This is a genomic window from Thalassolituus maritimus, assembly GCF_900156675.1.
Lineage (GTDB): Bacteria > Pseudomonadota > Gammaproteobacteria > Pseudomonadales > Oceanobacteraceae > Thalassolituus > Thalassolituus maritimus.
Genome location: NZ_FTOH01000006.1, coordinates 272,774 through 296,679 on the forward strand (window position 1 = coordinate 272,774; position 23,906 = coordinate 296,679).

Consider the following 23,906-nt stretch of genomic DNA (forward strand, 5'->3'; position numbering starts at 1 on the left):
ACCGATAAGAATTCTATTACTGAACATCTATTACTAAAAACAGGACGCCGTACCACGATGAACACACTTACGTTGGCCCGTCGCATTTCTCTGGCTGCTATAGCGTCAGTCGCTGCAATTTCTACTTCTGCGATGGCTGGGGGATCTTTAGATATCAGCCTGGCGGACACTACTGCTCGCGTTGGCTGGGATGCCACCCGCATGGATACCGGTATGCACCTGAACCTGGCGGCTCTGCACGAGAGTGACCAGGGCGACATCATCTCGGGTGGCGTTCATGTGGTGGATGTCCGTAATCCGAATTCAGACCTGTATATCGGTGTTGGCGCCAATGCTTACGGCATATTCACTGATGACAATGACGGAGCCGCCATTGGTGTAGGCGGCTTTGCCCGTTACAACTTCCCGTTCAACCGTAACTTTGGTGTGAGTGGTCATGTGTACTACGCGCCGCCGGTTGTGTCATTCAGTGACGTGAATAACTTTGTCGATGCAGATCTGCGTCTGCACTTTAATATTCTGCCGACGGCCCACCTTTACACAGGCTTCCGCATGACCTCGGTTTCTTTTGATGATCAGAGCGGTCGTCATAAGATCGGCGATGGTCTGCACCTCGGCCTGAAGCTGAACTTCTGATGAGTCAGTGGCTGAGCTTCACCAACCAGAAACTCTATCAGGCACGATTGCTGTTGGAGCAGTCGCGTCGCGAAACCGGTAACCCGGCACTTGCTGAAGGGCTTGAGACCTCAGGCCTGTACCTTATGCAGGATGCCTTTATTTCGTATCTGAATGAGCTGGCGACGCTTGCTACTTACCGCGGCGAAGTCAGTTCATTTTCAGATCTTCTGAACAAGACACCTCTGGTGACCGGTGAAATGACCGAGATTCGGATTCTGGCCGAGGACCCTTACTCATGGTTGAGTGCATTTCTGCGTGAGGCAGAAACGCGTTGGCGTCCGGGCCCGGCTGGAAACCCGCAGGCAGCGGGTGCGGTCAATGTCATTGCCGTTGCACAGAGCGATGACATACAGCCACAGTCCTGGTGGCAGCATCTGTCTGACCTGATCGATAGTCAGCGTGAGAATCGGCAGGAAAGCTGATTCTCCCAGTGACTCTCGTATAAAGCGTCACCCCCCTGTGTTATCATCCGCGCTCAGAAACGAAGAGGCACTTATGGCTGGTTTTTTCGAAATTGTAGAGTTATCCAATGGTGACATTGCCCTGCGTCGTGCCGACGAACAGGACAGCGATGCGCTGGTTCGTATCTGTTTCTCTGAAGATGCGAAAGCAAGTCTCCAGGAGCACCATATGGATGTGGCCAGAGTAATGCTCGAGGCTGGCGTGCGCCTCGTGGGCGATCTGTCTGGGATGGAAGTCGAGAGTGACGACTTTGAGGTGCCGCAGAGCAGTCAGCACCTGCATTGATTTGTCCCTGGCAGACAAATTCATAAAAAAATCCGGTATCGGGCAACTGATACCGGATTTTTTTTTGAATTTCAGTATCCTAACTAAAGCCCTGTTAACGGGTGTACTTGTGAAAATTGATTTCTGAGGATGAGAATGAAAAAGCTAGTAGCACTCTCGACTGTAGTACTTTCCGCTTCACTGATCACCGCGTGCAGCGATGAGCCAGAAAGTTCTGAACTCGTTCAGGCATACACTGAAGCCCGTGAGCAGACGCGCACCGCGCTCGAAGAAACAAAAGATGCCATTAAAGCGATGGAGAACAACCAGGACGCGCTGGAAAAAGCCCTTGAGCGACTGGATCGTGTTGTTGAGTTGCACGAAAAAGGTGCCGTTGTGCACGTTCCTGCGGCTACTACTGCTCAGTAATTCGGGCGGATCAACTACCAGCTCCGGCTGGTAGTGTCTTATTCTCCACGCACAATGAACAGGTGTGATCCGTTTTCTTCTGCGACACGGCGTAGCAGTTGACGGGTATCTGCCGCGAGTTCGCCTGACCACTCAACAATCAAATGGCTTTTACCTGATCTCAGCGCCTTGATACACAAGTCAAACTGAGTAGCGACTTGAGTATTCAGGTGAAGTACCGGAGAGTCGCTGATGCCCGCTTTTGCCAGCCATTGTTTGTTCAGATTCTGGCTTGGGCTCAGCCACATCAACCAACGTTTCTGGTCGCTGCACAGAGCCAGCACAGGCAACAGCTGGAAGGGTTGTAATGCACTGCCTTCAGACACAATGACTTCCGTCATACTGCCTTTAGGCACGCTTCTGACGGGTGCCGCAGAGCTGAGTGGTGCTGCTTCTGGACATACTTCGAAAGATAACTGACGCATAACAATCTCTCCTGTCGTGTACCGTTTACCTGTTACTCTGGTCGGTCGCGTTACTGGCGACGAATAACACCTACGTATTTACCTTCAATCGCAAATTCCTGCTCTTTCAGGTTGACCTCAATCGGGGCGTAATTTTCGTTCTCAGCAAACAGAGTTACCTGATTGCGGCTCTTGTGGTATCGCTTAACGGTTACTTCTTCACCGACGCGGGCAACCACGATGTCACCATTGCGTGCGGTCTCTGCTTTATGCACTGCGATGTAATCGCCATCCATGATGCCGATGTCGATCATGCTGTCGCCATGCACCTCGAGCAGGAAGTTCGCTTCCGGCTTAAAGAACGACGGCGGAATTTCGCAGTAATCTTCAATATGCTCCTGAGCCAGGATAGGCTCACCGGCTGCAACGCGACCGATTACCGGCAGCCCCGGAGAGTCTTCACCGACGATGCGAATGCCACGGCTGGCGCCAGGCATCATCTCAATGGCACCTTTGCGTGCCAGTGCTTTCAGGTGTTCTTCTGCTGCATTCGGTGAGCGGAAGCCAAGTTCTGCGGCAATTTCTGCTCTCGTCGGCGGGTAGCCTGTTTCGTCAATGGCTGAGCGAATCAGGTCAAGAACTTCCTGCTGGCGAGCCGTGAGCTTTTCCATGACATTTATCCAGTCTGTTGATTTATACAGTGTGTGTAAATATATACAGTACCTTCTACTGTGTAAATACCCAGTGCCGTCTAATTTCAGATCTGACGGAATTTTCCCCGAATTGCTGCAATTGTTGCGTGTTAAGTGTTTTAAACGTATGTTTGAAACACTTGTTAGTTGGATAAGGCACTATGGCGCAGAAAGATACCGCGCGCAGCATTCTCGATGCTGCAGAAGAGTTGTTTTCAGAACGGGGTTTCGCGGAGACTTCGTTGCGTAATATTACGACTAAGGCTGATGTGAATCTGGCTGCCGTGAATTATCACTTTGGCTCTAAAAAGTCTCTGATACAGGCTGTCTTTGCCCGCTTTCTGACGCCCTTTGTCGCTGAACTCGATAAGGCGCTCAATACCTGCGATGCAGAGCAGGGCGAACAACCCGCTGACCTGATGTCTTTATTGCGGCTCTTATCTGACACCGCATTACGTTCGGGGGCAGACCGGCCTGAACGTCTGCGTATCTTTATGCGTTTATTGGGGCTTGCCTACAGTCAGGGTCAGGGCCATGTACGTCGTTTTCTGCGCGTGGAGTATGGTCATGTATTTCGCCGCTATTCGGATCTTCTTACCCGGGCGACGCCGGAGCTCTCCGACGAAGACCGCTTCTGGCGGGTTCATTTCATGCTGGGTGCGACTATGTTCACACTGAACGGGGTTGATTCTCTGACCGCGATGGCGGAGCATGATTTCGGTAAACCCACTACTACGCCGGATGTTATTGATCAGCTGCTGCCATTCCTCGCCAGCGGGCTGAAGTCACCTGCGGGTAACTAAGGAACGCGTCAGCAGATGTCAGATCTTCCGTTTATTGAGATCTCAGTCGAGGATCAACTCCTGCGGCTGACTGAGCGCGATGGCATTACCGAGTATTCAGTGTCAACGGCATTGAATGGCGCGGGTGAAGAAGAGGGCAGTGGCTGCACACCGAGAGGTTGGCATCGCATCTGCGCTGTTATTGGCCGTGATCAGCCAGAGAACGCCGTATTCCGTGGGCGTCGCTCAACGGGTGAAATCTATTCTTCAGAGCTTGCCGAAGAGCATCCGGATCGGGACTGGATACTTTCCCGCATCCTTTGGTTACAGGGGCTGGAGAGTGGGCTCAACCGCTTTGGTAACGTCGACTCCCAGCGTCGTTTTATCTATATCCACGGCACGCCGGATACTGAACCTATGGGCAGGCCTTTGTCTCATGGTTGTGTTCGCATGCGCAACAGCGATGTGATTGACCTTGCTGAACGGATTCAGGCCGGTACCCGGGTGTGGATTCAGGTGGCCAGCTTTCAGCGAATTTCCTGCATCAATTTGTGAGATGACCATGACCGAGTCTTCAGTTTCTTCCACTGATTCATACGCTGTGTCGGATGCGTTAGCTCAGGATGTCGGCGTGATTACCGATATTGAAGGAACGGCGTTGACGGATGAGGATCGTGATTTCTTAACTCAGCCGGAAATCGCCGGACTTATTTTTTTCGCGCGCAATTACGAATCTCCCGAGCAGCTGAAAGCTCTTACGGGCGAGTTAAACGCGTTGAGACCAGACCTCCTGCTTACCGTAGATCAGGAAGGTGGTCGTGTGCAGCGCTTTCGCTCCGGCTTTACGCTGTTTGAGCCGATGATGCGTTATGAAGCAATCTATGCGGAATCCCCAGAGGAAGCGCTCGAGCTTGCCCGTTTGGGTGGCCAGCTTCTGGCTTCTGAGTTAATCGCGCATGGCGTTGATCTGACGTTTGCCCCGGTTCTGGATATTGAGCGAGATCTTTCGCGGGTGATTGGCGATCGTGCCTTCGGTCATAGTGCAGACACTGTGACGGCATTAGCCAGAGCCTGGTGTGAAGGACTTTCTTCTGCGGGCATGTTGTCCGTTGGTAAACACTTTCCGGGGCATGGCGCCGTTGAAGCGGACTCACATCTGGAGTTACCGGTCGACCCGCGTGATGCCGAAGCCTTAGAAGCCGAGTCGGTACCTTTTAAAACGCTGATCAGCGAAGGCGTGATACAGGGCATTATGCCTGCTCACGTCGTCTATCCTGCCATTGATGCAAACCATACCGCCGGTTTTTCTTCTGTCTGGTTGCAGGACATTCTGCGTAAGCAGCTCGGCTTCAGCGGCATCATTTTCAGCGATGACCTGTCCATGGAAGGCGCTGCCAGTGGCGGCGACTTTTATCAGCGGTCGATCGCTGCGGCTCAGGCGGGAGCTAACGCACTGGTGGTCTGCAATAACCGACAGGCCGCCAGAGATGTTGTCAGTGCCGTTGCCGATTTGTACCGTGCAGGCACTGGCGCTTTAAAGCTTGAATCACTAAAACCCGATAGCAAGGCTAATGCCCTTGATGAAAAGGGCATGGCCGAGGCCCGTAAAATACTGGGCTCGTATCAACTGATCAGAGACGACAACCTGTGAGTGCAACTTCTCGTAAAATCGCTGTTATTGGCGGCACCGGCTTAACCGAGCTTGATGGGCCGGAGATCAGCCAGACATTGGCTGTAACGACTGACCTTGGACAGCCATCTTCACCGCTGTCAGTCGGGCGCTGGCGGGAGCAGGAGGTCGTGTTTCTAGCGCGGCATGGGCATCCTCACAAAGTCCCTCCTCATAAGATTAACTACCGCGCTAACCTGCTGGCATTAGAGGCGCAGGGTGTTACTCATATCATTGCTGTGAATGCTGTGGGCGGTATTCACCCGGACATGGGTTCAGGCAAAATTGTGATTCCTCATCAGGTGGTTGATTACACCTGGGGGCGCGAAAGTACTTTTTTTGATGGTGAGTACCGTCCGCTTGAACATATTGATCTCACGCATCCGTATGACGAGACATTGCGCTATGCGCTTGTTAAAGCGTCATCAGAATGTTCAGTCGACGCGCTTGATTTCGGGGTCTATGCGGCGACACAGGGGCCAAGATTAGAAACTATCGCTGAGATTAATCGTCTCGAAAGAGACGGCTGTGATCTGGTCGGTATGACGGGCATGCCTGAAGCAGCGCTGGCGAGGGAGCTGGGTATTCCTTACGCGAGTATCTGTCTGGTAGTGAATCCGGCCGCCGGAAAGAGCGACGACCTGATTACCATGGATGAGATACGCGCCGTGATCGACTCAGGAATGAGTGAAGTCCGCGATATTATCGCAGCTTCATTATCCCTGATCTGAAGCTTCGCTCTCTGGGGCTTCTTCTGAGGCCTCTTCTGGCACCTCATAAGGCGTTACCTTAACGACCATACCTACCAGAGGGTGATCAAGGTAGTGGACCTCACCGCTGCGCATGCGGCGGCTACGCTCAATTTTTGCTGCGCGCAGCGGAATCCATTCTGGCTCAGGTTCAGCCACAGGCTCATTGGTGATCCCTTGATCCGAGGGAAGGATCGTCATCTGACCTTCAACCCCAGGAAGGGCTTCCGAATTACTAATGCTGTCAGAGGTGACGGCCATGGTCATGGCGCCTTCATCGGTATTGTCATTAGTCTCGCCAGACAGTGGTGCATCATCCGGAATGGTGAAGATCAGCTGGTCTACTTCAAGATCCGGGCGGATGTGAATGTAACGGCTACGGTACAGGTTGAAGCTACCGCTGATATCGATACGGAAGTTCTCTTCTTCGTAACTGGCGGTTACTTCGTGATCGTAGGCGTTGGCTGAATCCTGAAGTTCTTCGATCCAGGCCTGGTGCCACACGACTTTCATATCGCTGCGGTAGCCAAAGCGATTAACGGCGTTGGCGAATTCGAGGTCGTCGAGCAGCGTTACCGGAGGCGTGCTGTCAGTATCTTCTTCGGCGGAGTTCATCTCGTCTGAAGCGTCGGGATTAAGCTCTGACGATTCTTCAGCGGATACCTGCAGAACACCTGGATTGGCGTCGCCCGCCATACCTTCCTCTGACTTCACAATGCCTGGCTCTGATTCGGCCATCGCTGAAGTGTCTTCTTCTAATGCCGCCGCAATTGCAGCTTCTTCCGCCTCTGCGCGCTCCTTAAGGAGTGGCCAGTGTTCCTCGCGGGCACTGTTTTCGTCCAGATAAGTGAACAGCATAACTTCGACACGATAATGTTCTGTCGCGTTTACAACGCTGGGCAGCATGCTCAGTGTCAGGCCCGCAGAGAGCAGGGCGGAAAGGGTCTTCACGAATTCGGGTCCTTCTGTAAATCTGTCAGAAGTTGATCAATAGTGCGGAAACGCTGGTCGAGTGTTTCCATGTTCGCGTAGAAACGCAGCGAGTTTCCGTCGTCCAGTTTATAGGCATCCGGTCGCGTCTGCACCAGCTTGATCAGAGTGAATGGATTTATCTCGGTATCACGGCTGAATTCAATTTTGCCCGTACTGTCGTTGGCATCGAGTCGGGCGATACCCAGCGGTTGCAGTTTGAATTTGAGTGACGCAATACGGAAAAGGTTCTTAACCTGTTCAGGTAACAGGCCGAAGCGGTCGATCATTTCTACCTGAAGCTCTTTCAGCTGGTGATCGTCTTTGGCGCTGGCAATGCGCTTGTAGAGCGTCAGGCGGCTGTTCACGTCTGGCAGATAGTCGTCCGGAATCAAGGCCGGAATATGCAGGTTTACATCGACACCGTGCGTTGCGGCAAGGTCAACTGAAGGCTCTTTACCGGCGCGAATCGCATTAACGGCCTGCTCAAGCATTTCCATATAGAGGGTGAAACCAATCGTTTCAATCTGACCCGACTGTTCATCGCCTAACAGTTCACCAGCGCCACGAATCTCAAGGTCGTGCGTCGCAAGCATAAAGCCCGCTCCCAGGTCCTGGGAGGCACCGATAGCATCCAGACGCTTTTCTGCATCTTTGGTGAGCTGCTTCGGTGGTGGTGTCAGGAGATACGCATACGCCTGGTGATGTGAGCGACCGACGCGGCCTCGGAGCTGGTGAAGCTGCGCCAGACCAAACTTATCAGCACGCTCAATGATGATAGTGTTTGCCGATGGGATATCGATACCTGTTTCGATGATGGTGGTACACACCAGCATGTTGAAGCGCTTGTGGTAGAAGTCGCTCATCACGCTTTCCAGTTCGCGCTCTGACATCTGTCCGTGGGCCACACCGATACGCGCCTCAGGAATGGCTTCGCTCAATTCACGCGCGGTCTTCTCAATGCTCTTCACTTCGTTGTGCAGGTAATACACCTGACCACCACGCAGAATTTCCCGCAGAACCGCTTCTTTGGTGACAGTATCGTCCTGCTGGCGGATAAAGGTTTTTACACTTAAGCGCTTGGCCGGTGGCGTCGCGATAATCGACAGATCCCGGATGCTCGCCATTGCCATATTCAGCGTTCGTGGAATCGGCGTGGCCGTTAAGGTGAGAATATCGACCTCTGCCCTTAAAGCTTTGATTTTCTCTTTCTGAGCGACACCAAACCGGTGTTCTTCGTCGATGATCAGCAGACCAAGATGATCAAATTTCACGTCTTTCTGCAGGAGCTTGTGGGTGCCGACCACAATGTCGGTTTTACCTTCAAGCATCCGATCGAGTGCGGCCTGAGTTTCTTTCGCGGACTTAAAACGCGACAGTACATCAACTTTGACCGGCCACTCGGCAAAGCGGTCGGCAAAGTTCTGATAATGCTGTTGTGCGAGCAGGGTAGTCGGTACGAGTACGGCGACCTGTTTACCACTCTGAACGGCCATGAAAGCGGCGCGCATGGCAACTTCGGTTTTACCAAAGCCAACATCACCACACACCAGGCGGTCCATTGGGCGCGGTGAGCACATATCACCAATCACAGCTTCGATGGCTGCTTGCTGATCCGGTGTTTCTTCGTAAGGGAAGCCTGCTGCAAAACGCTCGTAATCGGTATCTGGTTCGTCAAAAGCAAAGCCTTTACGCGCCTGACGGCGGGCATAGATATCAAGCAATTCTGCGGCGGTGTCCCGGATTTTCTCAGCGGCTTTGCGCTTTGCTGCTGACCACTTATCGGTGCCGAGTTTGTTCATTGGCGCGGTTTCTTCGGCGCCACCACCGTAGCGGGAAATCAGGTGCAGGCTCGATACGGGTACGTAGAGCTTGTCGTTACCAGAGTATTCCAGCACAACGAACTCATTCACCTGGCCGCCTGCATCCAGTGTCTGAAGCCCCGTGTAGCGCCCGACACCATGATCGAGGTGAACCACCGGAGAGCCTTCCTTCAGCTCTGACAGGTCGCGGATCACCATATCGCTGTCAGTTTTCTGCTTCTGGCGACGGCGGGCCTGGCGGATACGCTGACCGAATAATTCGTTCTCAGTGATCAGGTGAATCTGTCGACCCCTATCGGTCATCGATGCACCGGCCTCAAGTGGGCCAGTCAGTATCAGAATGCGCTTCTCTGATACCAGGGCATCGGGCCAGCGTTCAAATTCATCCGGCAGGACTTTAATGCGTTGCAGTAACTCTTTCAGGGCCTCACGGCGACCGGCGGACTCAGCGCAGAAGAAGACCTGACCTTCGGCGTCTGACAGCCATGCTTGCAAGCGCTGTAGTGGTTGATCCAGTCGCGAATCGACGGTGAGATCAGGAAGAGGCTGAGTTTCGAATGCCACGGCGCCCGCGCGTTCCGGAAGCTCTTTATCGTGCAATTGAACACGAGGGTAGTTGTTCAGCGCGCTGAATAACTCGTCGTGCGCCAGAAATAGCTGCGCAGGTGGCACGATAGGGCGCTGAATATCGTAGCGACGACTTTCATAGCGGGCCTCAACATCGTCACGGAAATGTTTGGCAGCGTCTTCGATCCCCGCATCATGGATGACCAGCGTATTGGCTGGCAGGTGTTCAAACAGGTTGCCGAGATCATCACTGAAGAACAGTGGCAGATAGTATTCAACACCCGCCGGAGCAATGCCCTGAGCAACATCGGTATACACACTACAGGCTTTCGGGTCCTGTTCGAAGAAGTCGAACCAGCGGGCCTTAAAGGTGCGGATGGCCGTGGTATCTAACGGGAACTCACGCGCTGGTAAAATCCTGACCCGCTCAATTTTATCCAGCGTGCGCTGGTTGTCTGGGTCGAAGGTACGTAGTGATTCAATTTCGTCGTCGAACAGCTCTATGCGGAACGGCAGTGGCTGCCCCATAGGAAAAATGTCGACGATTGAGCCGCGCACTGCGTATTCCCCGTGCTCATACACCGTATCAACGCAATGATAACCGGCGTTCTCAAGTTGACTTCGGGTGTTGTCGACATCAAAAGTACTGCCGATATCCAGAACAAAAGTCTGGCCCTGATAGAAACTTGCAGGTGGAAGTCGCTGCTGCAGGGTTGAAACCGGAATGATCAGCACACCCTTGCGGACATCATGCAGCTGGCTCAGAGTCGCAATACGCTGGGAAATGATGTCTTGGTGGGGCGAGAAGATGTCGTACGCCAGAATCTCCCAGTCCGGGAAGTGCATGACCTCAAGATCCGGCGCGAAGTAACGGATCTCTTCTTCGAGGCGCAGCGCCGAGCTGGTATCCGTGGTGACAACCAATGTCAGCCCCGTGTGTTCAGTCGCAGCACTGGCCAGTGCCATGGCCTGGGTAGAACCCGTCAGCTGGCCCCAGAAACGGCGTTCACCTGCACGTTGGGGGAGGTCAGGGTGTAAAGGGCTGGACATTCGCGCTCCTGAGCGGTGTGATCGATGCAAATAAGGCCGGCTAGTTTACCCAAAGCACCGGGCACTGTTAACCGAATGAAATCGCGGCGGCACGGCGCCTGCGAAAGATTTGTCGGCAGCCTCGAAAATCGGCATAATACCGCCCCGATTTTTCCTCTTAAATTAACTTCTTTGTAAGGTGACCCCGTGAGCAAAGACCAGCGCGACGCCTGTTTACAGGACTGGATGGACCGTGAAGCCATCGCCGAGTCAATGATTCCTCTGATTGGTACCCTGTACCGCCAGAAAAGCATCGTTTCTTCTATCTACGGCCGTCCGGTCATTAATCGCTCAGTCATTGAGCTTCTGAAAGCGCACCGTTTTGTCCGTCACATGGAAAACGAAGAACTGTCAGTTCAGGATACCTATCCTCTGCTGCAGGCTCTGACCGAGATGGATGTTGCTCAGGCACACATCGACCTGGGTAAGCTGGCGGTTAAATATCGCACCGAAGGTAACGGCAAAGACGTTAAAGAATTCCTGGCTGAAGAACTGGCTAGCCTGAACGGCGAAGCGGGTGACAGCGAAAACCGTGACGTTGTCCTGTACGGTTTCGGTCGTATCGGTCGTCTGCTGGCTCGTATCCTGATCGAGAAAGAAGGTGGCGGTAACGGCCTGCGTCTGCGCGCGATCGTTGTTCGTCGTGGTAAAGGTGATGACCTGGTTAAGCGTGCATCACTGCTGCGTCGTGACTCTGTACACGGTACTTTCCGTGGTTCTATCAGCATCGACCACGAAAACGAAGCCATCATCGCGAACGGCACTTACATCAAAATCATCTACGCCAACAACCCGGCTGAGATTGATTACACCGAATTCGGTATCGAGAACGCTCTGGTTATCGATAACACTGGTGTATGGCGTGACGAAGCTGGCCTTGCTCAGCACCTTGAAGCAAAAGGCACCGCGCGCGTACTGCTGACTGCTCCGGGCAAAGGCGACCTGAAAAACATCGTTTACGGTATCAACAATAAAGACATCGATGCATCTGACAAGATCCTGTCTGCAGCATCATGTACTACCAACGCGATTACGCCTGTACTGAAAGTGATGAACGATCAGTACGGCATCGAGAACGGTCACGTTGAAACTGTTCACTCCTACACCAACGACCAGAACCTGATCGACAACTACCACAAAGGTGACCGTCGTGGCCGTTCTGCTCCGCTGAACATGGTAATCACTGAAACAGGCGCAGCGAGCGCAGTAGCGAAAGCACTGCCAGAACTGAAAGGTCTGCTGAGCGGTAACGCGATCCGTGTACCAACGCCAAACGTTTCTATGGCGATCCTGTCTCTGAACCTGAAGAAAGAAACCAGCGCTGAAGAAGTTAACGACTTCCTGCGTGATCAGGCGCTGCACTCATCTGTGCAGAAGCAGATCGACTGGGTTAACTCTCCAGAGGTTGTATCAACTGACTTCGTTGGCAACAGCCACGCAGGTATCGTTGATGCCAAAGCGACTATTGTTAACGGCAATCGTGTAAACCTCTACGTTTGGTACGATAACGAGTACGGCTACAGCCGTCAGGTGGTTCGCATCGCGCAGCAGGTATGCGGCGTTGAGTACCCGACTTACCCGTCTCGCGGTTAAGCCGGAAAAGAAAAAAGCCGTTGTCGTCTGACAGCGGCTTTTTTTTGTCTAGAATTTATACAAAACCAGTACGGGCGTGGCTGGCATTATCCATTAGTGTGAGATTGACCGTAACGTCAGTGGATAAAAGTCAGTTGCGTCATTATACTTAGCGCGATTTTTTACTTGGGAAATGGGTAGTCTCCGCACAGGTCCGTGCGTGAATCTACGCTTTGTGGTACCCGATACCTCAAAGTGTATTTCTGTACGCCTGAGGAAGACAGAATCCAAACGTGATTAGGCGAGGCATATGATCAACATTAAAAAAGGTCTCGACTTACCAATCACCGGTAGCCCTGAACAGAAAATTTCGGACGGTCCTAAGGTTACTCAGGTAGCCGTAGTCGGTCCGGACTTCGTTGGTATGAAGCCAACGATGGCTGTTCAGGAAGGTGATCGAGTCAAGAAAGGCCAGGTGGTATTTACTGACAAGAAGACCGATGGCGTTCAGTACGTCGCCCCGGCCTCTGGTGTGGTAAAAGCCATCAACCGCGGCGAACGCCGTGTACTCCTCTCCGTCGTTATAGAGATTGATGGCAACGACGAAGAAACCTTCGACAGTTATCCAGCTGACAAACTTGCGACTCTGAGTGCAGGCGACATCGAGAAGAATCTGGTGGCATCGGGTCTGTGGACCACGTTGCGTACCCGTCCTTTCTCTAAGGTGCCAGAACTGGGTAGCCGCCCAGAGGCCATCTTTATCAATGCGATGGATACCAATCCTCTGGCCGCTGATCCTCAGGTTGTGATCAGTGCCGATGCCGAAGCCTACAAACAAGGTGTTACGATCATCAGTCGCCTCACTGATGGTAAAACCTACGTGTGTAAAGCACCAGGCGCGTCTGTACCAAGCGCGGGTGTTGAGCAGGCTGAAGAATTTGGTGGTCCGCACCCAGCGGGCCTGACGGGTACGCATGTTCACTTCCTGCATCCAGTGAGTGAAAGCCGTACCGTGTGGAGTATTGGCTATCAGGACGTGATTGCGATCGGTAAGTTGTTTACTACGGGTAAGCTGAACACGGATTGCGTTATCGCGTTGGCTGGCCCTCAGGTGAAGAACCCACGTCTGGTTCGCACTCAGGTCGGTGCTTCTCTTGCCGAGCTGACTAAAGGTGAGCTGAAAGACGGCGAGAACCGTATTATTTCTGGTTCTGTATTCGGTGGCCGTAACGCTGCCGGTGATCTTGCCTTCCTTGGTCGTTACCACACCCAGGTATCCGTGCTGGAAGAGGGCCGTGAGCGTCCGATGCTGCACTATCTGCGTCCAGGTTTTGATCGCTTCTCTGCGATGCCGATCTACGTTACCAAACTGATGAAGAAGATGTTCGACTTCACCACGACCACGAATGGCTCTGAGCGGGCTATGGTGCCGATCGGTACGTACGAACGCATTATGCCACTTGATGTTCTGCCAACTCAGCTGCTGCGCGCGCTGATCGTTGAGGACATGGAAAGTGCCATTGCTCTGGGGGCACTGGAGCTGGATGAAGAGGACCTCGCACTGTGCAGTTTCGTCTGCCCAGGTAAGTACGAATACGGTCCAATTCTGCGTAAGAACCTCACCAGAATTGAAGCGGAGGGTTAATTATGGGCCTGCGTAGTATGCTCGACAGCCTCGAGCCTCACTTTTTGAAAGGTGGCAAGCTTGAGAAGATGTATCCGCTTTATGAGGCAATTGATACAGGTCTGTATTCGCCTCCAAGCGTGACCAATAACACTGCTCATGTGCGTGATGGTATCGACCTTAAGCGCATCATGATTACCGTTTGGGTATGTACCTTCCCGGCGATGTTCTTCGGTATGTACAACATTGGCCTGCAGGCGAACGACGCCATCGCAGCCGGTGCTGGAACGCCGCTTGAAGGCTGGCGTGAAATGCTCATCGCTATGCTTGGCGGTGGAGCACATGACGCTTCCAGCCTCTGGGATAATATGGTCTTTGGTGCGGCTTACTTCCTGCCGGTTTATGCCGTTACCTTTATCGTAGGTGGCTTCTGGGAAGTCCTGTTCGCGACTATCCGCAAACACGAAGTGAACGAAGGCTTCTTCGTAACCTCGGTGCTGTTTGCTCTGACCTTACCGCCAACGATTCCGCTTTGGCAGGTTGCTCTGGGTATTTCCTTCGGTGTTGTGATCGGTAAAGAGATCTTCGGTGGTACAGGTAAAAACTTCCTGAACCCAGCACTGACGGGTCGTGCTTTCCTGTTCTTCGCATACCCGGCTCAGATGTCAGGTAACGCGGTATGGACTGCGGCCGATGGCTACACAGGTGCAACTGCACTGGGTCTGGCGGCTGAGGGCGGCGTTCAGAACGTTGTTGAATCTGGCATCACCTGGATGGACGCTTTCCTTGGTTTCGTACCGGGCTCCATGGGTGAAGTAAGCACACTGGCCATTATGATCGGTGGTGCAGTGCTCCTGGTGATGAACATTGCTTCATGGCGTATTGTCGCCGGTGTGATGATCGGTATGGTGGCAATGACGCTGCTGCTGAATGCCGTTGGTTCTGACACCAACCCACTGTTTGCGATGCCTTGGTACTGGCATCTGGTTGTTGGTGGTTTCGCGTTCGGTATGTTCTTTATGGCAACCGACCCGGTATCCGCCTCAATGACCAATAAAGGTAAGTGGTTCTTCGGTGCACTGATCGGTGTGATGGTAGTGATGATCCGTGTGATCAACCCAGCCTACCCAGAGGGTATGATGCTGGCGATTCTGTTCGCTAACCTGTTCTCACCACTGATTGATCATTTTGTGGTTCAGGCAAACGTTAAACGGAGGGTGGCACGTGTCAGCTAATAACGACAGCATCCAGAAGACACTCATCGTTGCAGTTCTGCTGTGTCTGGTGTGTGCAATCATTGTTGCAGGTGCGGCGGTTTCACTGAAACCACTGCAGGTTGCGAACAAAGTTGAAGACAAAAAGAAAAACGTTCTGGCAGCTGCAGGTATGTTGCAGCCAGGCGTGAGCGTTGAAGAGCAGTTCAAGAAAATCACGACCCGTATCGTGAATCTTGAAGAAGGTCGTTTTGCGACGGAAGCCGAGCTGGCTGAAATTAAGGCCGCCGGTCTTGATCCGCAGAAGTACGATCAGCGTAAAGCTTCTAAAACGCCTGAATTGTCCAAGCCTCTGTCTGGTGATGAAGATCCGGCCAGCATTAAGCGCATGGAAAAGTACGCTGAAATCTACATGATCGAAAACAACGGTGAAATCGAGAAGATCATTCTTCCGATTCACGGCTACGGTCTGTGGTCGACGCTGTACGGCTTTATCGCACTGAAAGGCGACATGGATACCATCGTTGGTCTGGGTTTCTACTCTCACGCAGAAACACCAGGACTGGGTGGTGAAGTCGACAACCCATCGTGGAAAGCGATCTGGGAAGGTAAAGAGGTTTACGACGACAGCGGCGACGTTGCTATCAAAGTTGTGAAGGGGCCTGCGGAGCCGGGTAACCCATATCAGGTCGATGGACTCTCTGGTGCTACTCTGACAAGCCGTGGTGTAAGCAGCCTCGTGCGTTTCTGGGTAGGCGACCGTGCTTTCGGCAGTCTGCTAACCAAACTGAAAGAACAGGGAGCCTGAGATGTCACAGATTAAAACTGTTCTGACTGAACCGCTCTTCAGTAAGAACCCGATTGCCGTACAGATCCTTGGTATCTGTTCTGCACTGGCGGTAACCACAAGTCTGCAGGTGACACTGGTAATGTGTCTGGCACTGACTTCGGTAACGGCGTTGTCTAACACAGGTATCGCACTGATCCGGAATCACATTCCGAACAACATCCGTATTATCGTACAGATGACCATCATTGCCTCGCTGGTAATCGTGGTAGACCAGGTACTGAAAGCCTTCGCTTATGAAATCAGTAAGCAGCTGTCGGTATTCGTTGGTCTGATCATCACCAACTGTATCGTAATGGGTCGCGCAGAAGCCTTCGCTATGAAAAATGGCCCGGTTCTGAGCTTCTTCGACGGTATTGGTAACGGCCTTGGTTACTCGGTGGTACTGATCACGGTTGCGGTGATTCGTGAACTCTTTGGTGCGGGTAAGCTGCTGGGCTTCGAGATTCTGCCTCTGGTCACCGACGGTGGCTGGTATCAGTCTAACGGTCTGCTGCTGCTGCCACCTTCAGCCTTCTTCATCATCGGTGGTTTCATCTGGGTACTGCGTACCTGGAAGAAAGATCAGGTGGAAGAGTCTGAATTTAAAATTCTGCCAAACACTGAACACAGCGGAGGTCACTGATGGAACACTATATCAGCCTGCTGGTTAAGGCAGTCTTTGTTGAAAATATGGCGCTGGCCTTCTTCCTGGGGATGTGTACCTTCCTCGCGATCTCGAAGAAGATTCAGACGTCTCTCGGTCTCGGTATCGCGGTTGTTGTTGTACTCGCGATTACCGTGCCGGTTAACAACCTGATCTATACCTACCTTCTGAAAGAAGGTGCGCTGGCGTGGGCCGGTGAAGAGTTTGCTCAGGTCGACCTCAGCTTCCTGGGTCTGCTGACCTACATCGGCGTTATCGCGGCGATGGTTCAGATCCTTGAGATGGTGCTCGATAAGTACTTCCCATCACTGTACAACGCGCTGGGTGTATTCCTGCCGTTGATTACGGTGAACTGTGCGATTCTCGGTGCATCACTCTTCATGGTTGAGCGTGACTACAGCTTTGGTGAATCAACGGTCTACGGTGTGGGCGCAGGTGTCGGTTGGGCACTGGCGATTACTGCACTGGCAGGTATCCGTGAGAAGCTGAAGTACAGCGACGTACCGGCAGGCCTTGAAGGTCTGGGTATTACCTTTATGACGGTTGGCCTGATGTCTCTTGGCTTCATGTCATTCTCTGGCGTATCACTGTAAGGAGTCGGTTGTGGATATAGAAATCATACTCGGCGTTGTGATGTTCACCGTGATTGTACTGTCACTGGTGTTCATCATCCTGGGTGCTCGCAGCAAGCTGGTTAACTCCGGTAAGGTAAAAATCCTGGTGAACGGTGAGCGTACCGTTGAAACAGAAGCCGGTGGCAAGCTGCTGAACACACTGGCAGCCAATAATATCTTCCTGTCATCAGCCTGTGGCGGTGGCGGTACCTGTGCGCAGTGTAAGTGCATCGTGAAATCTGGTGGTGGTGAAATGCTGCCTACAGAAGCGTCGCACTTCACTAAGGGTGAAGCCCGTGAAGGCTGGCGTCTGTCTTGTCAGGCACCGGTTAAGCAGGATATGGAAGTGGAAGTTCCTGAAGAGGTCTTCGGTGTTAAGAAGTGGGAAACCACGGTTGTATCTAACCCGAACGTTGCGACCTTTATTAAGGAGCTGACGCTTGAACTGCCTGAGGGGGAGAACGTTGACTTCCGTGCCGGCGGTTACGTTCAGCTTGAGTGTCCTCCGTACGAGATTAACTTCTCTGACTTCGACATCGAAGAAGAGTACCGCGGTGACTGGGAGCGTTTCGGCTTCTTCGATCTGAAAGCGGTCAACAAAGAAGACACCATCCGTGCTTACTCGATGGCGAACTATCCGGAAGAGAAGGGCGTTGTTAAGTTCAACATCCGTATTGCTACGCCGCCTCCGGGCAGCAAAGGCATTAACCCGGGCATCATGTCGTCTTACGTCTTCAACCTGAAGCCAGGCGACAAAGTGACGGTATACGGTCCATTCGGTGAATTCTTCGCGAAAGATACTGACGCTGAAATGGTGTTCGTGGGCGGTGGTGCTGGTATGGCGCCAATGCGTTCACACATCTTCGATCAGCTGAAGCGTCTGAACTCTAAGCGTAAGATCAGCTTCTGGTACGGTGCACGCTCGCTGCGTGAACTCTTCTATCAGGATGAATACGATCAGCTTGCCGAAGAGAACGACAACTTCGAATGGCACGTTGCTATGTCTGACCCTCAGCCAGAAGATAACTGGGAAGGTCTGACCGGCTTCATCCATAATGTACTGTATGAAGAGTACCTGAAGGATCACCCGGCACCGGAAGATTGCGAGTTCTACATGTGTGGGCCGCCAATCATGAACCAGTCGGTGATCAGCATGCTGGAAAACATGGGTGTTGAACCCGAGAACATCATGCTTGATGACTTCGGTGGCTGATTACCAGTTGCCGTAAAGAGAACCGCGCTTCGGCGCGGTTTTTTTATGTCCGCAAATGGCACTCTTGTTGTGCATTCGGGCCTTGAACTGTTGATTAAATGGAAAGAGTTATTTGAACTGGGCCAATCTGACGCCATATTTACACTAAACAATGACTTAACACCGGATTCAGGACATCCATAACTGACTAATTCCGGTATCATGTCGCAACAGTGTAATGCTCCATCGCTACACTGCGTAGAGTAACTGACGTAAACCAACTGAGTTGTCTATGAGTAAATCAGTACAGAAAGAAAAAGCCCCCATTAACTGGACGGCGACCATCATGTTCATCGTGACGACAGGCGTTGCCGTCACACTCGTACCTTGGTACGGCATGACCTATGGCTACGAAACTTCAACCTGGGTCTCCTACCTGGTGCTGACCTGGATTACCGGCATGGCGATTACTGGCGGTTACCACCGTCTTTGGTCTCATAATGCTTATGATGCCCACCCGATTCTGCGTGTCTGGTATGCGCTGTGGGGTGCGGCAGCGCTCGAGAACACCATCCTCGACTGGTGTTCTGGCCACCGTGTACACCACCGTCACTGTGACGACGTGGATAAAGACCCGTACTCTGCGAAGCGCGGTTTGTGGTTCTCTCACATGGGTTGGATGATTCGCGAATACCCAAGTGGTCGCGTAGATTTCGCCAACGTGAAGAATCTGATGAAAGACCCAATCGTTATGTGGCAGTACAAGTACTATGTGCCTATCGTGTTTGCGATGAACATTGGTGTACCGCTGGCACTGGGCCTGATCTTCGGTGATGTATGGGGCATGCTGCTTCTGGCGGGCTTCCTGCGCATCGTGACGACTCACCACGTAACCTTTTTCATCAACTCGATTGCTCACAAGTGGGGCTCTCAGCCGTACACGGATGAAAACACAGCGCGTGACAATGCATTCTTCGCATTCCTGACGCATGGTGAGGGTTATCACAACTATCACCACATCTTCCAGACTGACTACCGTAACGGTATCCGCTGGTTCCACTGGGACCCAACCAAGTGGTTCATTAAAGGTTGCTCATACGTGGGTCTGACCAGCAATCTGCGCACGGTTCCGGATTTTAAAATCCGTCGTGCCATGGTGAAGATGCAATTTAAACGCGCTCAGGAGAAGCTTGCGAAAGCTGAAAATTCTGAGAAGTGGACTGAACTGCTCGAGAAAGAATACGAGAAGTACCACGCCATGCTGAATGAATGGGCAGAAGCACAGAGCGAAAAACTCGATGAGACGCGCAAGCAGCTCAAAGAGAAGTGGGAAAAGAACGCGATCCGTCAGCAGTACCACGAACTCGAAGAGCAACTGCACGAACAGAGCCAGCGTATTAAGTCTCTGATGGCTGAATATAAGGCATCTGTCGCTTGATGCGGATCAGATTCTGAGTAACTCAAAAAACCGCGCCTCGGCGCGGTTTTTTTATTGCCGTTAAATTGTACCTGAATACAGGTTTCTGTATTTCGCTTGCAAAGTATCAGTAGGGAAGACGTGCGATTCCAGAATCGTTAGACTTGCGTCTATCAAATTGTGGAAGGGCTGATCATGGCAAACATCGTAATTACTGGGGCAAACCGGGGAATTGGACTGGCATTGGCGAAGCTTTACGAAGCGCGCGGTGACTCAGTTACAGCGGTTTGTCGCGAAACCAACGACGAGATCGAAGAGATCGCCGATCAGGTGCTGTCAGACATCGATATTACGAATGAAGAGCAACTGCCGGGCATTGCCATGGTACTGGACCGGATTCTCGATGATCCCATCGACGTATTGATCAACAACGCAGGCTTATTCACTAACGAGACTCTGCACGATCTCGACAGTGATCGCATTCGCGCACAGTTCGAAGTGAATGCCATTGCTCCACTAATGGTGACCCGTGAGCTCCTGCCGTTAATGGCTGAAGGCACTAAGATTGCGAATATCACCAGCCGTATGGGTTCAATCGAGGACAATACCTCAGGCGCGTACTACGGCTATCGTGCTTCAAAAGCGGCGGTCAATGCTATCGGTAAAAGCCTCGCGAATGATCTGAAAGAGCACGGCGTAATGGTGGCTCAGATTCATCCGGGTTTCGTACAGACACGTATGGTTGGGTTTAACGGCGATATCTCGCCAGAGCAGGCCGCAGAAGGTATTGCCGCCCGCATTGACGACCTGACCCTCGAAACAACAGGTAGCTTCTGGCACTCTAATGGCCAGCCGTTACCTTGGTAAGTCACCTTCAGGGATTCAAATAAGGATTCACTATGAAACCGCGTATTTTAAAAAAGCACCACAGCCGTTATCTTGCTGAGTTTCTGGTTGAGTGCAGCCAGAACCCTGAGTGGACGAAAAAACTTCAGGGATTAAACGAAGAAAACAAACTCGATACCGCCGTTGAAGGGTTACCGAAAGAATTTCTTGAAGACTTTCCGGAAGCCGAGCAATACAACCTGGCCTACAGTGTTGAGCGTGTCGACCTGAGCGAAGTCCCTCGCGCGGCTTCCTGCTGGTGGCCGGTCGACGAAGAAACGCATTACTACGTTGCGTACCCAACGGCGTTTCCTGAAGCGAAGCTGTATCTGGCCATCGACTTTGACGATCATTCCGACTGCTGTCATTAATTGATACCCGTAAGGAAGCTGCATGACACCCGATGAATTGCACGAGCGTTTGCGTGCACAGAGAGATCTGTTTAACGAAGAGCACTCGACGCGCCTTCACCGTGCAATCAGCTGGTGGCGTGCAGCCCAGGAGCAGCAGGGCAATGCAGACCTGCAATTCATCACAGCGTGGATTTCTCTCAGTGCCTGTTGCCTGACGGACGAAAGCCAGCCGGGTAACAGCAGCTTCCTGAAACTGATCGAACAGTTGGTCTCCCTCGACAAAGAACAAGCCATCTACGAAATGCTCTGGCACCAGTACTCTGGTTCAGTAAAAGCCTTGCTCAAAAACCAGTTTGTGTATGGCCCGTTCTGGGAAGCACAGCGTCAGGTTGCGGTGAATCCAACCGCAGAAAGCGATTGGAAAGAGCGCTTTGAACGCTCATCGGTCGAAGCATTGAACTGTCTTAGCCGAAAGAAGGTCCCTGAGTTGCTGGCACTGACGCTTGAGCGTCTCAGTGTACTGCAGGAGCAGGTGATTGGCGGTGGCGCGACCTTCAACAGTCGTGTGAACCGTGAGCAGGTCGAAACCGGCTCAAGTCTGCTGATGACACTTTTGCCTGTCGTTCTGAACATCATGCTTGAGCACCCGCATGAAGACTGGGGTACGTTGGCATTTCCTGTAGTTTCCAATTAGTCTCTCATTAGATTCCAGACAGTTTCAGGCTGAAAGCACTGAACCTGTTGCTCATTTCTTAGTCATAACAATTACCTTGTTGGGTATTCTCCCACTAAGGAGAGGTTATGAAACATAGAAACAGTGAGGAACATCGTATCGAACAACGTCTGCGCAGAATCGAAACACAACTTCAGGATATTCTGATGGCACTTGATCACCAATCGTCCGAGCGTCCTGGTGACGATGATCAGAGTCTGCTTGATAGTGCCCTGCGTGAACTCCAGAGCAACCGAGATGATATTGCTCTGAGACTTTTTGCCATGGAAGCGGCGAATGATCCTGAGCATGGACCGGAATCAGACCCAGAGCACGACATATAGAAAACTCTGGGCCTCTGGCGTAATTCTTACGCCGCTTTCTCGTCGGCGGACTCCGCCGGCGTGATGTCTTCAAACTTCATATTGGCGTTCTTCTGCAGGCGCTCCATAAACACCTCGTTGAACAAGGCACCCGGCGTCCAGAAGCCGCCTTTGCCCCAGCGTTTCTTGCCACGGTTGTGGTAATCGAGAGCGAGGCAGACGGCGGCTTCGCCCAGCATCTTGCCTGTAAAGCCGTAGCCCGGATCTTTGTCGCCGGTGACTTTGGTGGCGATCACGGGCTCTTTACCGTGCTTGTAGTCTTTGTCGTAGCCGTAGAAGCGGATATCAAAGTAACCTTCTTCCTGCTCTTTCGGCGATGGCCCCTGACCCGGCTTCGGCAGGACAAATTTCTCCAGCAATGCGCGGGTTGGTTTCAAGGCTGCACCAACCATAAAAGCGCCAAGCCCTAAGGTCATCCCTTTAGCCATGCGGCGACCTTTTGAACCTTTGCCGGTGAGCATAGCTTCGTTGTACTCGAAGCGATCGCCATACTCATTTTCAAGCAGTGCGTTCGTGCGGTGAACTACGCGCGTGTTGATGGCCGCCATGATGAACGGCATACCCCAGGCGTTCGAAGCACGGTCGAAAAAGGCGCGCTTGATATCAGGTTGTCTGACGCGAAAACCATGATCCGGCGGACAGAGAGAGTAGGGGTTGGCGAGTTCTTTTTTCAGTGAGGGGTTTGCCATTACCTCTTTCGTCAGCTGCAGCATACTTGCGATGGTGCCGCCTGACATCCCGCCTTTGGCCGCCTTAACACGCATCTCAACTTTGCTGACGGTGTGGCCGACTTTTTCTTTAGCAAGCTCTTGCAGGTGGCGCACGCCCATATCTGATGGAATGGAATCAAAACCACAGCAGTGAACGATACGTGCGCCGGTTTCTACCGCCTGCGACTCGTATTTATCCAGCATACGTTTAATCCACTGTGGTTCACCGGTGAGGTCGCAGTAGTCAATGCCGGCGTCAACACAGGCTTTTACCAGTGGCTCACCATACAGAGCGTAAGGACCCACGGTAGACACAACCACGCGGGTTGAATCGCACAGTTCGGCGAGACTCGCTTCGTCGGCGGCGTCAGCAATGATGTATTCAACGTCTCCGGCATCATTACCGAGAATCGGCGCGAGTGTGCCACGCACCTGCTGAAGCTTACGCTCAGAACGGCCAGCAATTGCCCATTTCAGATCTTTGTTCCAGCCGTATTGTGCAGCGATGTAGCGGGTGAGAATTCCACCCACAAACGAAGTGGCACCAAAAATAATGACGTCATACTTACCGCGTGGCATGTATCGCTCCTTAAGCTCAGTCAAAAGAGGGTTTGAGAAAGATGAGATAACACTAGCAGCCTTTTAGTTACTTGAAAAAGGGGCAATCCGGCCGTTTGGCAGAGGTAAAATTTGCATATACGGAAAAACATATATATGGTTTTCCGTATGTGTTGGCTGGCGACTTCTGGTAAAGGCTACGAGTCGAAATACAGGGCTTAAAAACAATGACACCCGTTGAACTCATGAAACTGCTCGCCGATGAGACACGGCTGACCTCAGTGATTGCAATGAAATCAGGGCCAAGGTGCGTCTGTGACCTGATGGAGATACTGCAACTCAGCCAACCCAAAGTATCCCGGCATCTGGCTATTTTACGCGAAGCCGGTCTGGTCGAGACCGAGCGTCGCGGCCAGTGGGTTTATTACTCCTTAGTACCTCAGCTACCTGCGTGGGTAGATCAGACCATCAACGCGCTGGCACCTGTCGTCATCGAGTCCGTAATGGAATCTACCCCCGGAATAACGATCACCCCTGGAGAATCGTCAGCGTGCTGCTGATGT

General features: G+C 52.4%; 26 protein-coding genes. 21 read left to right on the forward strand and 5 right to left on the reverse strand.

Annotation, left to right across the window (positions count from 1 at the left end; translation table 11 throughout):
- The first annotated feature begins 57 nt into the window (after nucleotides 1-57).
- The 4 genes from BW941_RS11450 to BW941_RS11465 all read left to right on the forward strand — a co-directional run bounded on the left by BW941_RS11450 (nucleotide 58) and on the right by BW941_RS11465 (nucleotide 1,833).
- Nucleotides 58-636 (forward strand): YfaZ family outer membrane protein, encoded by a 579-nt coding sequence (locus tag BW941_RS11450; protein ID WP_068442861.1) that lies wholly within the window; start codon nucleotides 58-60, stop codon nucleotides 634-636.
- Nucleotides 636-1,100 carry a DUF6586 family protein gene (locus tag BW941_RS11455; protein ID WP_076516173.1) on the forward strand — a complete coding sequence of 155 codons (465 nt, stop codon included), beginning with the start codon at nucleotides 636-638 and terminating at the stop codon, nucleotides 1,098-1,100. The genes BW941_RS11450 and BW941_RS11455 overlap by 1 nt, the downstream gene beginning before the upstream one ends.
- Nucleotides 1,101-1,173: 73 nt before the next feature.
- Nucleotides 1,174-1,425 carry a hypothetical protein gene (locus BW941_RS11460; protein WP_068436843.1) on the forward strand — a complete coding sequence of 84 codons (252 nt, stop codon included), beginning with the start codon at nucleotides 1,174-1,176 and terminating at the stop codon, nucleotides 1,423-1,425.
- Between the two features lie 135 nt (nucleotides 1,426-1,560).
- A complete protein-coding gene (locus BW941_RS11465) occupies nucleotides 1,561-1,833 on the forward strand; it encodes a hypothetical protein (RefSeq protein WP_068442867.1) in 273 nt (90 codons plus the stop codon).
- A 38-nt stretch (nucleotides 1,834-1,871) separates the two neighbouring features.
- On the opposite strand, the gene BW941_RS11470 is transcribed toward BW941_RS11465, so the two are convergent.
- Entirely contained in the window at nucleotides 1,872-2,297 is a 426-nt protein-coding gene (locus BW941_RS11470; RefSeq protein WP_068436174.1) for a cell division inhibitor SulA, read from the reverse strand.
- A 50-nt stretch (nucleotides 2,298-2,347) separates the two neighbouring features.
- Entirely contained in the window at nucleotides 2,348-2,947 is a 600-nt protein-coding gene (gene lexA, locus BW941_RS11475) for a transcriptional repressor LexA (protein WP_068436172.1), read from the reverse strand.
- Nucleotides 2,948-3,129: 182 nt separating this feature from the next.
- Between lexA and BW941_RS17745 the strand changes: the two genes are divergently transcribed.
- The 4 genes from BW941_RS17745 to BW941_RS11495 are packed head-to-tail and all read left to right on the forward strand — an operon-like array spanning nucleotide 3,130 to nucleotide 6,150.
- Nucleotides 3,130-3,771: a TetR/AcrR family transcriptional regulator gene (locus BW941_RS17745; protein ID WP_076516174.1), complete on the forward strand. Its 642-nt coding sequence runs from the start codon at nucleotides 3,130-3,132 to the stop codon at nucleotides 3,769-3,771.
- Nucleotides 3,772-3,786: 15 nt separating this feature from the next.
- On the forward strand, nucleotides 3,787-4,305 hold the full coding sequence (locus BW941_RS17750) for a L,D-transpeptidase (protein WP_076516175.1): 519 nt from the start codon (nucleotides 3,787-3,789) through the stop codon (nucleotides 4,303-4,305).
- A 7-nt stretch (nucleotides 4,306-4,312) separates the two neighbouring features.
- The gene (gene nagZ / locus BW941_RS11490; protein ID WP_175607898.1) at nucleotides 4,313-5,401 is read left to right on the forward strand and encodes a beta-N-acetylhexosaminidase; all 1,089 of its coding nucleotides are present in this window, start codon (nucleotides 4,313-4,315) and stop codon (nucleotides 5,399-5,401) included.
- Nucleotides 5,398-6,150, forward strand: coding sequence for an S-methyl-5'-thioinosine phosphorylase (locus BW941_RS11495; protein WP_084188892.1), 753 nt, complete (start codon nucleotides 5,398-5,400; stop codon nucleotides 6,148-6,150). The genes nagZ and BW941_RS11495 overlap by 4 nt, the downstream gene beginning before the upstream one ends.
- On the opposite strand, the gene BW941_RS11500 is transcribed toward BW941_RS11495, so the two are convergent.
- Both BW941_RS11500 and mfd read right to left on the reverse strand, forming a co-directional pair.
- Nucleotides 6,136-7,119 carry a CsiV family protein gene (locus BW941_RS11500; protein WP_076516178.1) on the reverse strand — a complete coding sequence of 328 codons (984 nt, stop codon included), beginning with the start codon at nucleotides 7,117-7,119 and terminating at the stop codon, nucleotides 6,136-6,138. The genes BW941_RS11495 and BW941_RS11500 overlap by 15 nt on opposite strands.
- On the reverse strand, nucleotides 7,116-10,577 hold the full coding sequence (gene mfd, locus BW941_RS11505; protein ID WP_076516180.1) for a transcription-repair coupling factor: 3,462 nt from the start codon (nucleotides 10,575-10,577) through the stop codon (nucleotides 7,116-7,118). The genes BW941_RS11500 and mfd overlap by 4 nt, the downstream gene beginning before the upstream one ends.
- 186 nt (nucleotides 10,578-10,763) lie before the next feature.
- Between mfd and BW941_RS11510 the strand changes: the two genes are divergently transcribed.
- The 12 genes from BW941_RS11510 (at nucleotide 10,764) to BW941_RS11565 (ending at nucleotide 22,036) form a co-directional block, all read left to right on the forward strand.
- The gene (locus BW941_RS11510; protein ID WP_076516182.1) at nucleotides 10,764-12,209 is read left to right on the forward strand and encodes a glyceraldehyde-3-phosphate dehydrogenase; all 1,446 of its coding nucleotides are present in this window, start codon (nucleotides 10,764-10,766) and stop codon (nucleotides 12,207-12,209) included.
- A gap of 289 nt (nucleotides 12,210-12,498) precedes the next feature.
- The gene (locus BW941_RS11515) at nucleotides 12,499-13,833 is read left to right on the forward strand and encodes a Na(+)-translocating NADH-quinone reductase subunit A (RefSeq protein ID WP_076516184.1); all 1,335 of its coding nucleotides are present in this window, start codon (nucleotides 12,499-12,501) and stop codon (nucleotides 13,831-13,833) included.
- Between the two features lie 2 nt (nucleotides 13,834-13,835).
- On the forward strand, nucleotides 13,836-15,047 hold the full coding sequence (locus BW941_RS11520) for an NADH:ubiquinone reductase (Na(+)-transporting) subunit B (protein WP_076516186.1): 1,212 nt from the start codon (nucleotides 13,836-13,838) through the stop codon (nucleotides 15,045-15,047).
- Nucleotides 15,037-15,834 carry a Na(+)-translocating NADH-quinone reductase subunit C gene (locus tag BW941_RS11525; RefSeq protein ID WP_076516188.1) on the forward strand — a complete coding sequence of 266 codons (798 nt, stop codon included), beginning with the start codon at nucleotides 15,037-15,039 and terminating at the stop codon, nucleotides 15,832-15,834. The genes BW941_RS11520 and BW941_RS11525 overlap by 11 nt, the downstream gene beginning before the upstream one ends.
- A 1-nt stretch (nucleotide 15,835) precedes the next feature.
- Nucleotides 15,836-16,498, forward strand: a complete 663-nt coding sequence (locus BW941_RS11530) for an NADH:ubiquinone reductase (Na(+)-transporting) subunit D (RefSeq protein ID WP_068442891.1) — start codon at nucleotides 15,836-15,838, stop codon at nucleotides 16,496-16,498.
- Nucleotides 16,495-17,112, forward strand: a complete 618-nt coding sequence (nqrE, locus tag BW941_RS11535; RefSeq protein ID WP_245820096.1) for an NADH:ubiquinone reductase (Na(+)-transporting) subunit E — start codon at nucleotides 16,495-16,497, stop codon at nucleotides 17,110-17,112. Before BW941_RS11530 ends, nqrE begins: the two co-directional genes overlap by 4 nt.
- 10 nt (nucleotides 17,113-17,122) lie before the next feature.
- The gene (nqrF, locus tag BW941_RS11540) at nucleotides 17,123-18,346 is read left to right on the forward strand and encodes an NADH:ubiquinone reductase (Na(+)-transporting) subunit F (protein ID WP_068442897.1); all 1,224 of its coding nucleotides are present in this window, start codon (nucleotides 17,123-17,125) and stop codon (nucleotides 18,344-18,346) included.
- Nucleotides 18,347-18,617: 271 nt separating this feature from the next.
- A complete protein-coding gene (locus BW941_RS11545; protein ID WP_076516190.1) occupies nucleotides 18,618-19,763 on the forward strand; it encodes an acyl-CoA desaturase in 1,146 nt (381 codons plus the stop codon).
- Nucleotides 19,764-19,937: 174 nt separating this feature from the next.
- Nucleotides 19,938-20,609, forward strand: coding sequence for an SDR family oxidoreductase (locus BW941_RS11550; protein WP_068442900.1), 672 nt, complete (start codon nucleotides 19,938-19,940; stop codon nucleotides 20,607-20,609).
- A gap of 32 nt (nucleotides 20,610-20,641) precedes the next feature.
- Complete coding sequence (locus BW941_RS11555) at nucleotides 20,642-20,998, forward strand: hypothetical protein (protein WP_076516192.1); 357 nt, start codon at nucleotides 20,642-20,644, stop codon at nucleotides 20,996-20,998.
- Nucleotides 20,999-21,020: 22 nt separating this feature from the next.
- Nucleotides 21,021-21,674 carry a hypothetical protein gene (locus tag BW941_RS11560; protein ID WP_076516194.1) on the forward strand — a complete coding sequence of 218 codons (654 nt, stop codon included), beginning with the start codon at nucleotides 21,021-21,023 and terminating at the stop codon, nucleotides 21,672-21,674.
- Nucleotides 21,675-21,781: 107 nt separating this feature from the next.
- Nucleotides 21,782-22,036: a hypothetical protein gene (locus BW941_RS11565; RefSeq protein WP_068442909.1), complete on the forward strand. Its 255-nt coding sequence runs from the start codon at nucleotides 21,782-21,784 to the stop codon at nucleotides 22,034-22,036.
- Nucleotides 22,037-22,062: 26 nt separating this feature from the next.
- On the opposite strand, the gene BW941_RS11570 is transcribed toward BW941_RS11565, so the two are convergent.
- On the reverse strand, nucleotides 22,063-23,364 hold the full coding sequence (locus tag BW941_RS11570; RefSeq protein WP_076516196.1) for a saccharopine dehydrogenase family protein: 1,302 nt from the start codon (nucleotides 23,362-23,364) through the stop codon (nucleotides 22,063-22,065).
- A gap of 206 nt (nucleotides 23,365-23,570) precedes the next feature.
- On the opposite strand from BW941_RS11570, the gene BW941_RS11575 reads away from it, so the two are divergent.
- The gene (locus BW941_RS11575) at nucleotides 23,571-23,903 is read left to right on the forward strand and encodes an ArsR/SmtB family transcription factor (RefSeq protein ID WP_076516198.1); all 333 of its coding nucleotides are present in this window, start codon (nucleotides 23,571-23,573) and stop codon (nucleotides 23,901-23,903) included.
- Nucleotides 23,904-23,906: the final 3 nt, after the last annotated feature.

Bases quoted from the DNA above. Each gene is read 5' to 3' on its own strand.
- BW941_RS11570 (WP_076516196.1), bottom strand. From the start codon at position 23,364: ATGCCACGCGGTAAGTATGACGTCATTATTTTTGGTGCCACTTCGTTT.
- lexA (WP_068436172.1), bottom strand. From the start codon at position 2,947: ATGGAAAAGCTCACGGCTCGCCAGCAGGAAGTTCTTGACCTGATTCGC.
- BW941_RS17745 (WP_076516174.1), top strand. From the start codon at position 3,130: ATGGCGCAGAAAGATACCGCGCGCAGCATTCTCGATGCTGCAGAAGAG.
- BW941_RS11470 (WP_068436174.1), bottom strand. From the start codon at position 2,297: ATGCGTCAGTTATCTTTCGAAGTATGTCCAGAAGCAGCACCACTCAGC.
- BW941_RS11520 (WP_076516186.1), top strand. From the start codon at position 13,836: ATGGGCCTGCGTAGTATGCTCGACAGCCTCGAGCCTCACTTTTTGAAA.
- BW941_RS11560 (WP_076516194.1), top strand. From the start codon at position 21,021: ATGACACCCGATGAATTGCACGAGCGTTTGCGTGCACAGAGAGATCTG.
- BW941_RS11555 (WP_076516192.1), top strand. From the start codon at position 20,642: ATGAAACCGCGTATTTTAAAAAAGCACCACAGCCGTTATCTTGCTGAG.
- BW941_RS11460 (WP_068436843.1), top strand. From the start codon at position 1,174: ATGGCTGGTTTTTTCGAAATTGTAGAGTTATCCAATGGTGACATTGCC.
- BW941_RS11550 (WP_068442900.1), top strand. From the start codon at position 19,938: ATGGCAAACATCGTAATTACTGGGGCAAACCGGGGAATTGGACTGGCA.
- BW941_RS11530 (WP_068442891.1), top strand. From the start codon at position 15,836: ATGTCACAGATTAAAACTGTTCTGACTGAACCGCTCTTCAGTAAGAAC.
- BW941_RS11575 (WP_076516198.1), top strand. From the start codon at position 23,571: ATGACACCCGTTGAACTCATGAAACTGCTCGCCGATGAGACACGGCTG.
- nagZ (WP_175607898.1), top strand. From the start codon at position 4,313: ATGACCGAGTCTTCAGTTTCTTCCACTGATTCATACGCTGTGTCGGAT.
- BW941_RS11455 (WP_076516173.1), top strand. From the start codon at position 636: ATGAGTCAGTGGCTGAGCTTCACCAACCAGAAACTCTATCAGGCACGA.
- BW941_RS11465 (WP_068442867.1), top strand. From the start codon at position 1,561: ATGAAAAAGCTAGTAGCACTCTCGACTGTAGTACTTTCCGCTTCACTG.
- mfd (WP_076516180.1), bottom strand. From the start codon at position 10,577: ATGTCCAGCCCTTTACACCCTGACCTCCCCCAACGTGCAGGTGAACGC.
- BW941_RS11515 (WP_076516184.1), top strand. From the start codon at position 12,499: ATGATCAACATTAAAAAAGGTCTCGACTTACCAATCACCGGTAGCCCT.
- BW941_RS11545 (WP_076516190.1), top strand. From the start codon at position 18,618: ATGAGTAAATCAGTACAGAAAGAAAAAGCCCCCATTAACTGGACGGCG.
- BW941_RS17750 (WP_076516175.1), top strand. From the start codon at position 3,787: ATGTCAGATCTTCCGTTTATTGAGATCTCAGTCGAGGATCAACTCCTG.
- BW941_RS11450 (WP_068442861.1), top strand. From the start codon at position 58: ATGAACACACTTACGTTGGCCCGTCGCATTTCTCTGGCTGCTATAGCG.
- BW941_RS11565 (WP_068442909.1), top strand. From the start codon at position 21,782: ATGAAACATAGAAACAGTGAGGAACATCGTATCGAACAACGTCTGCGC.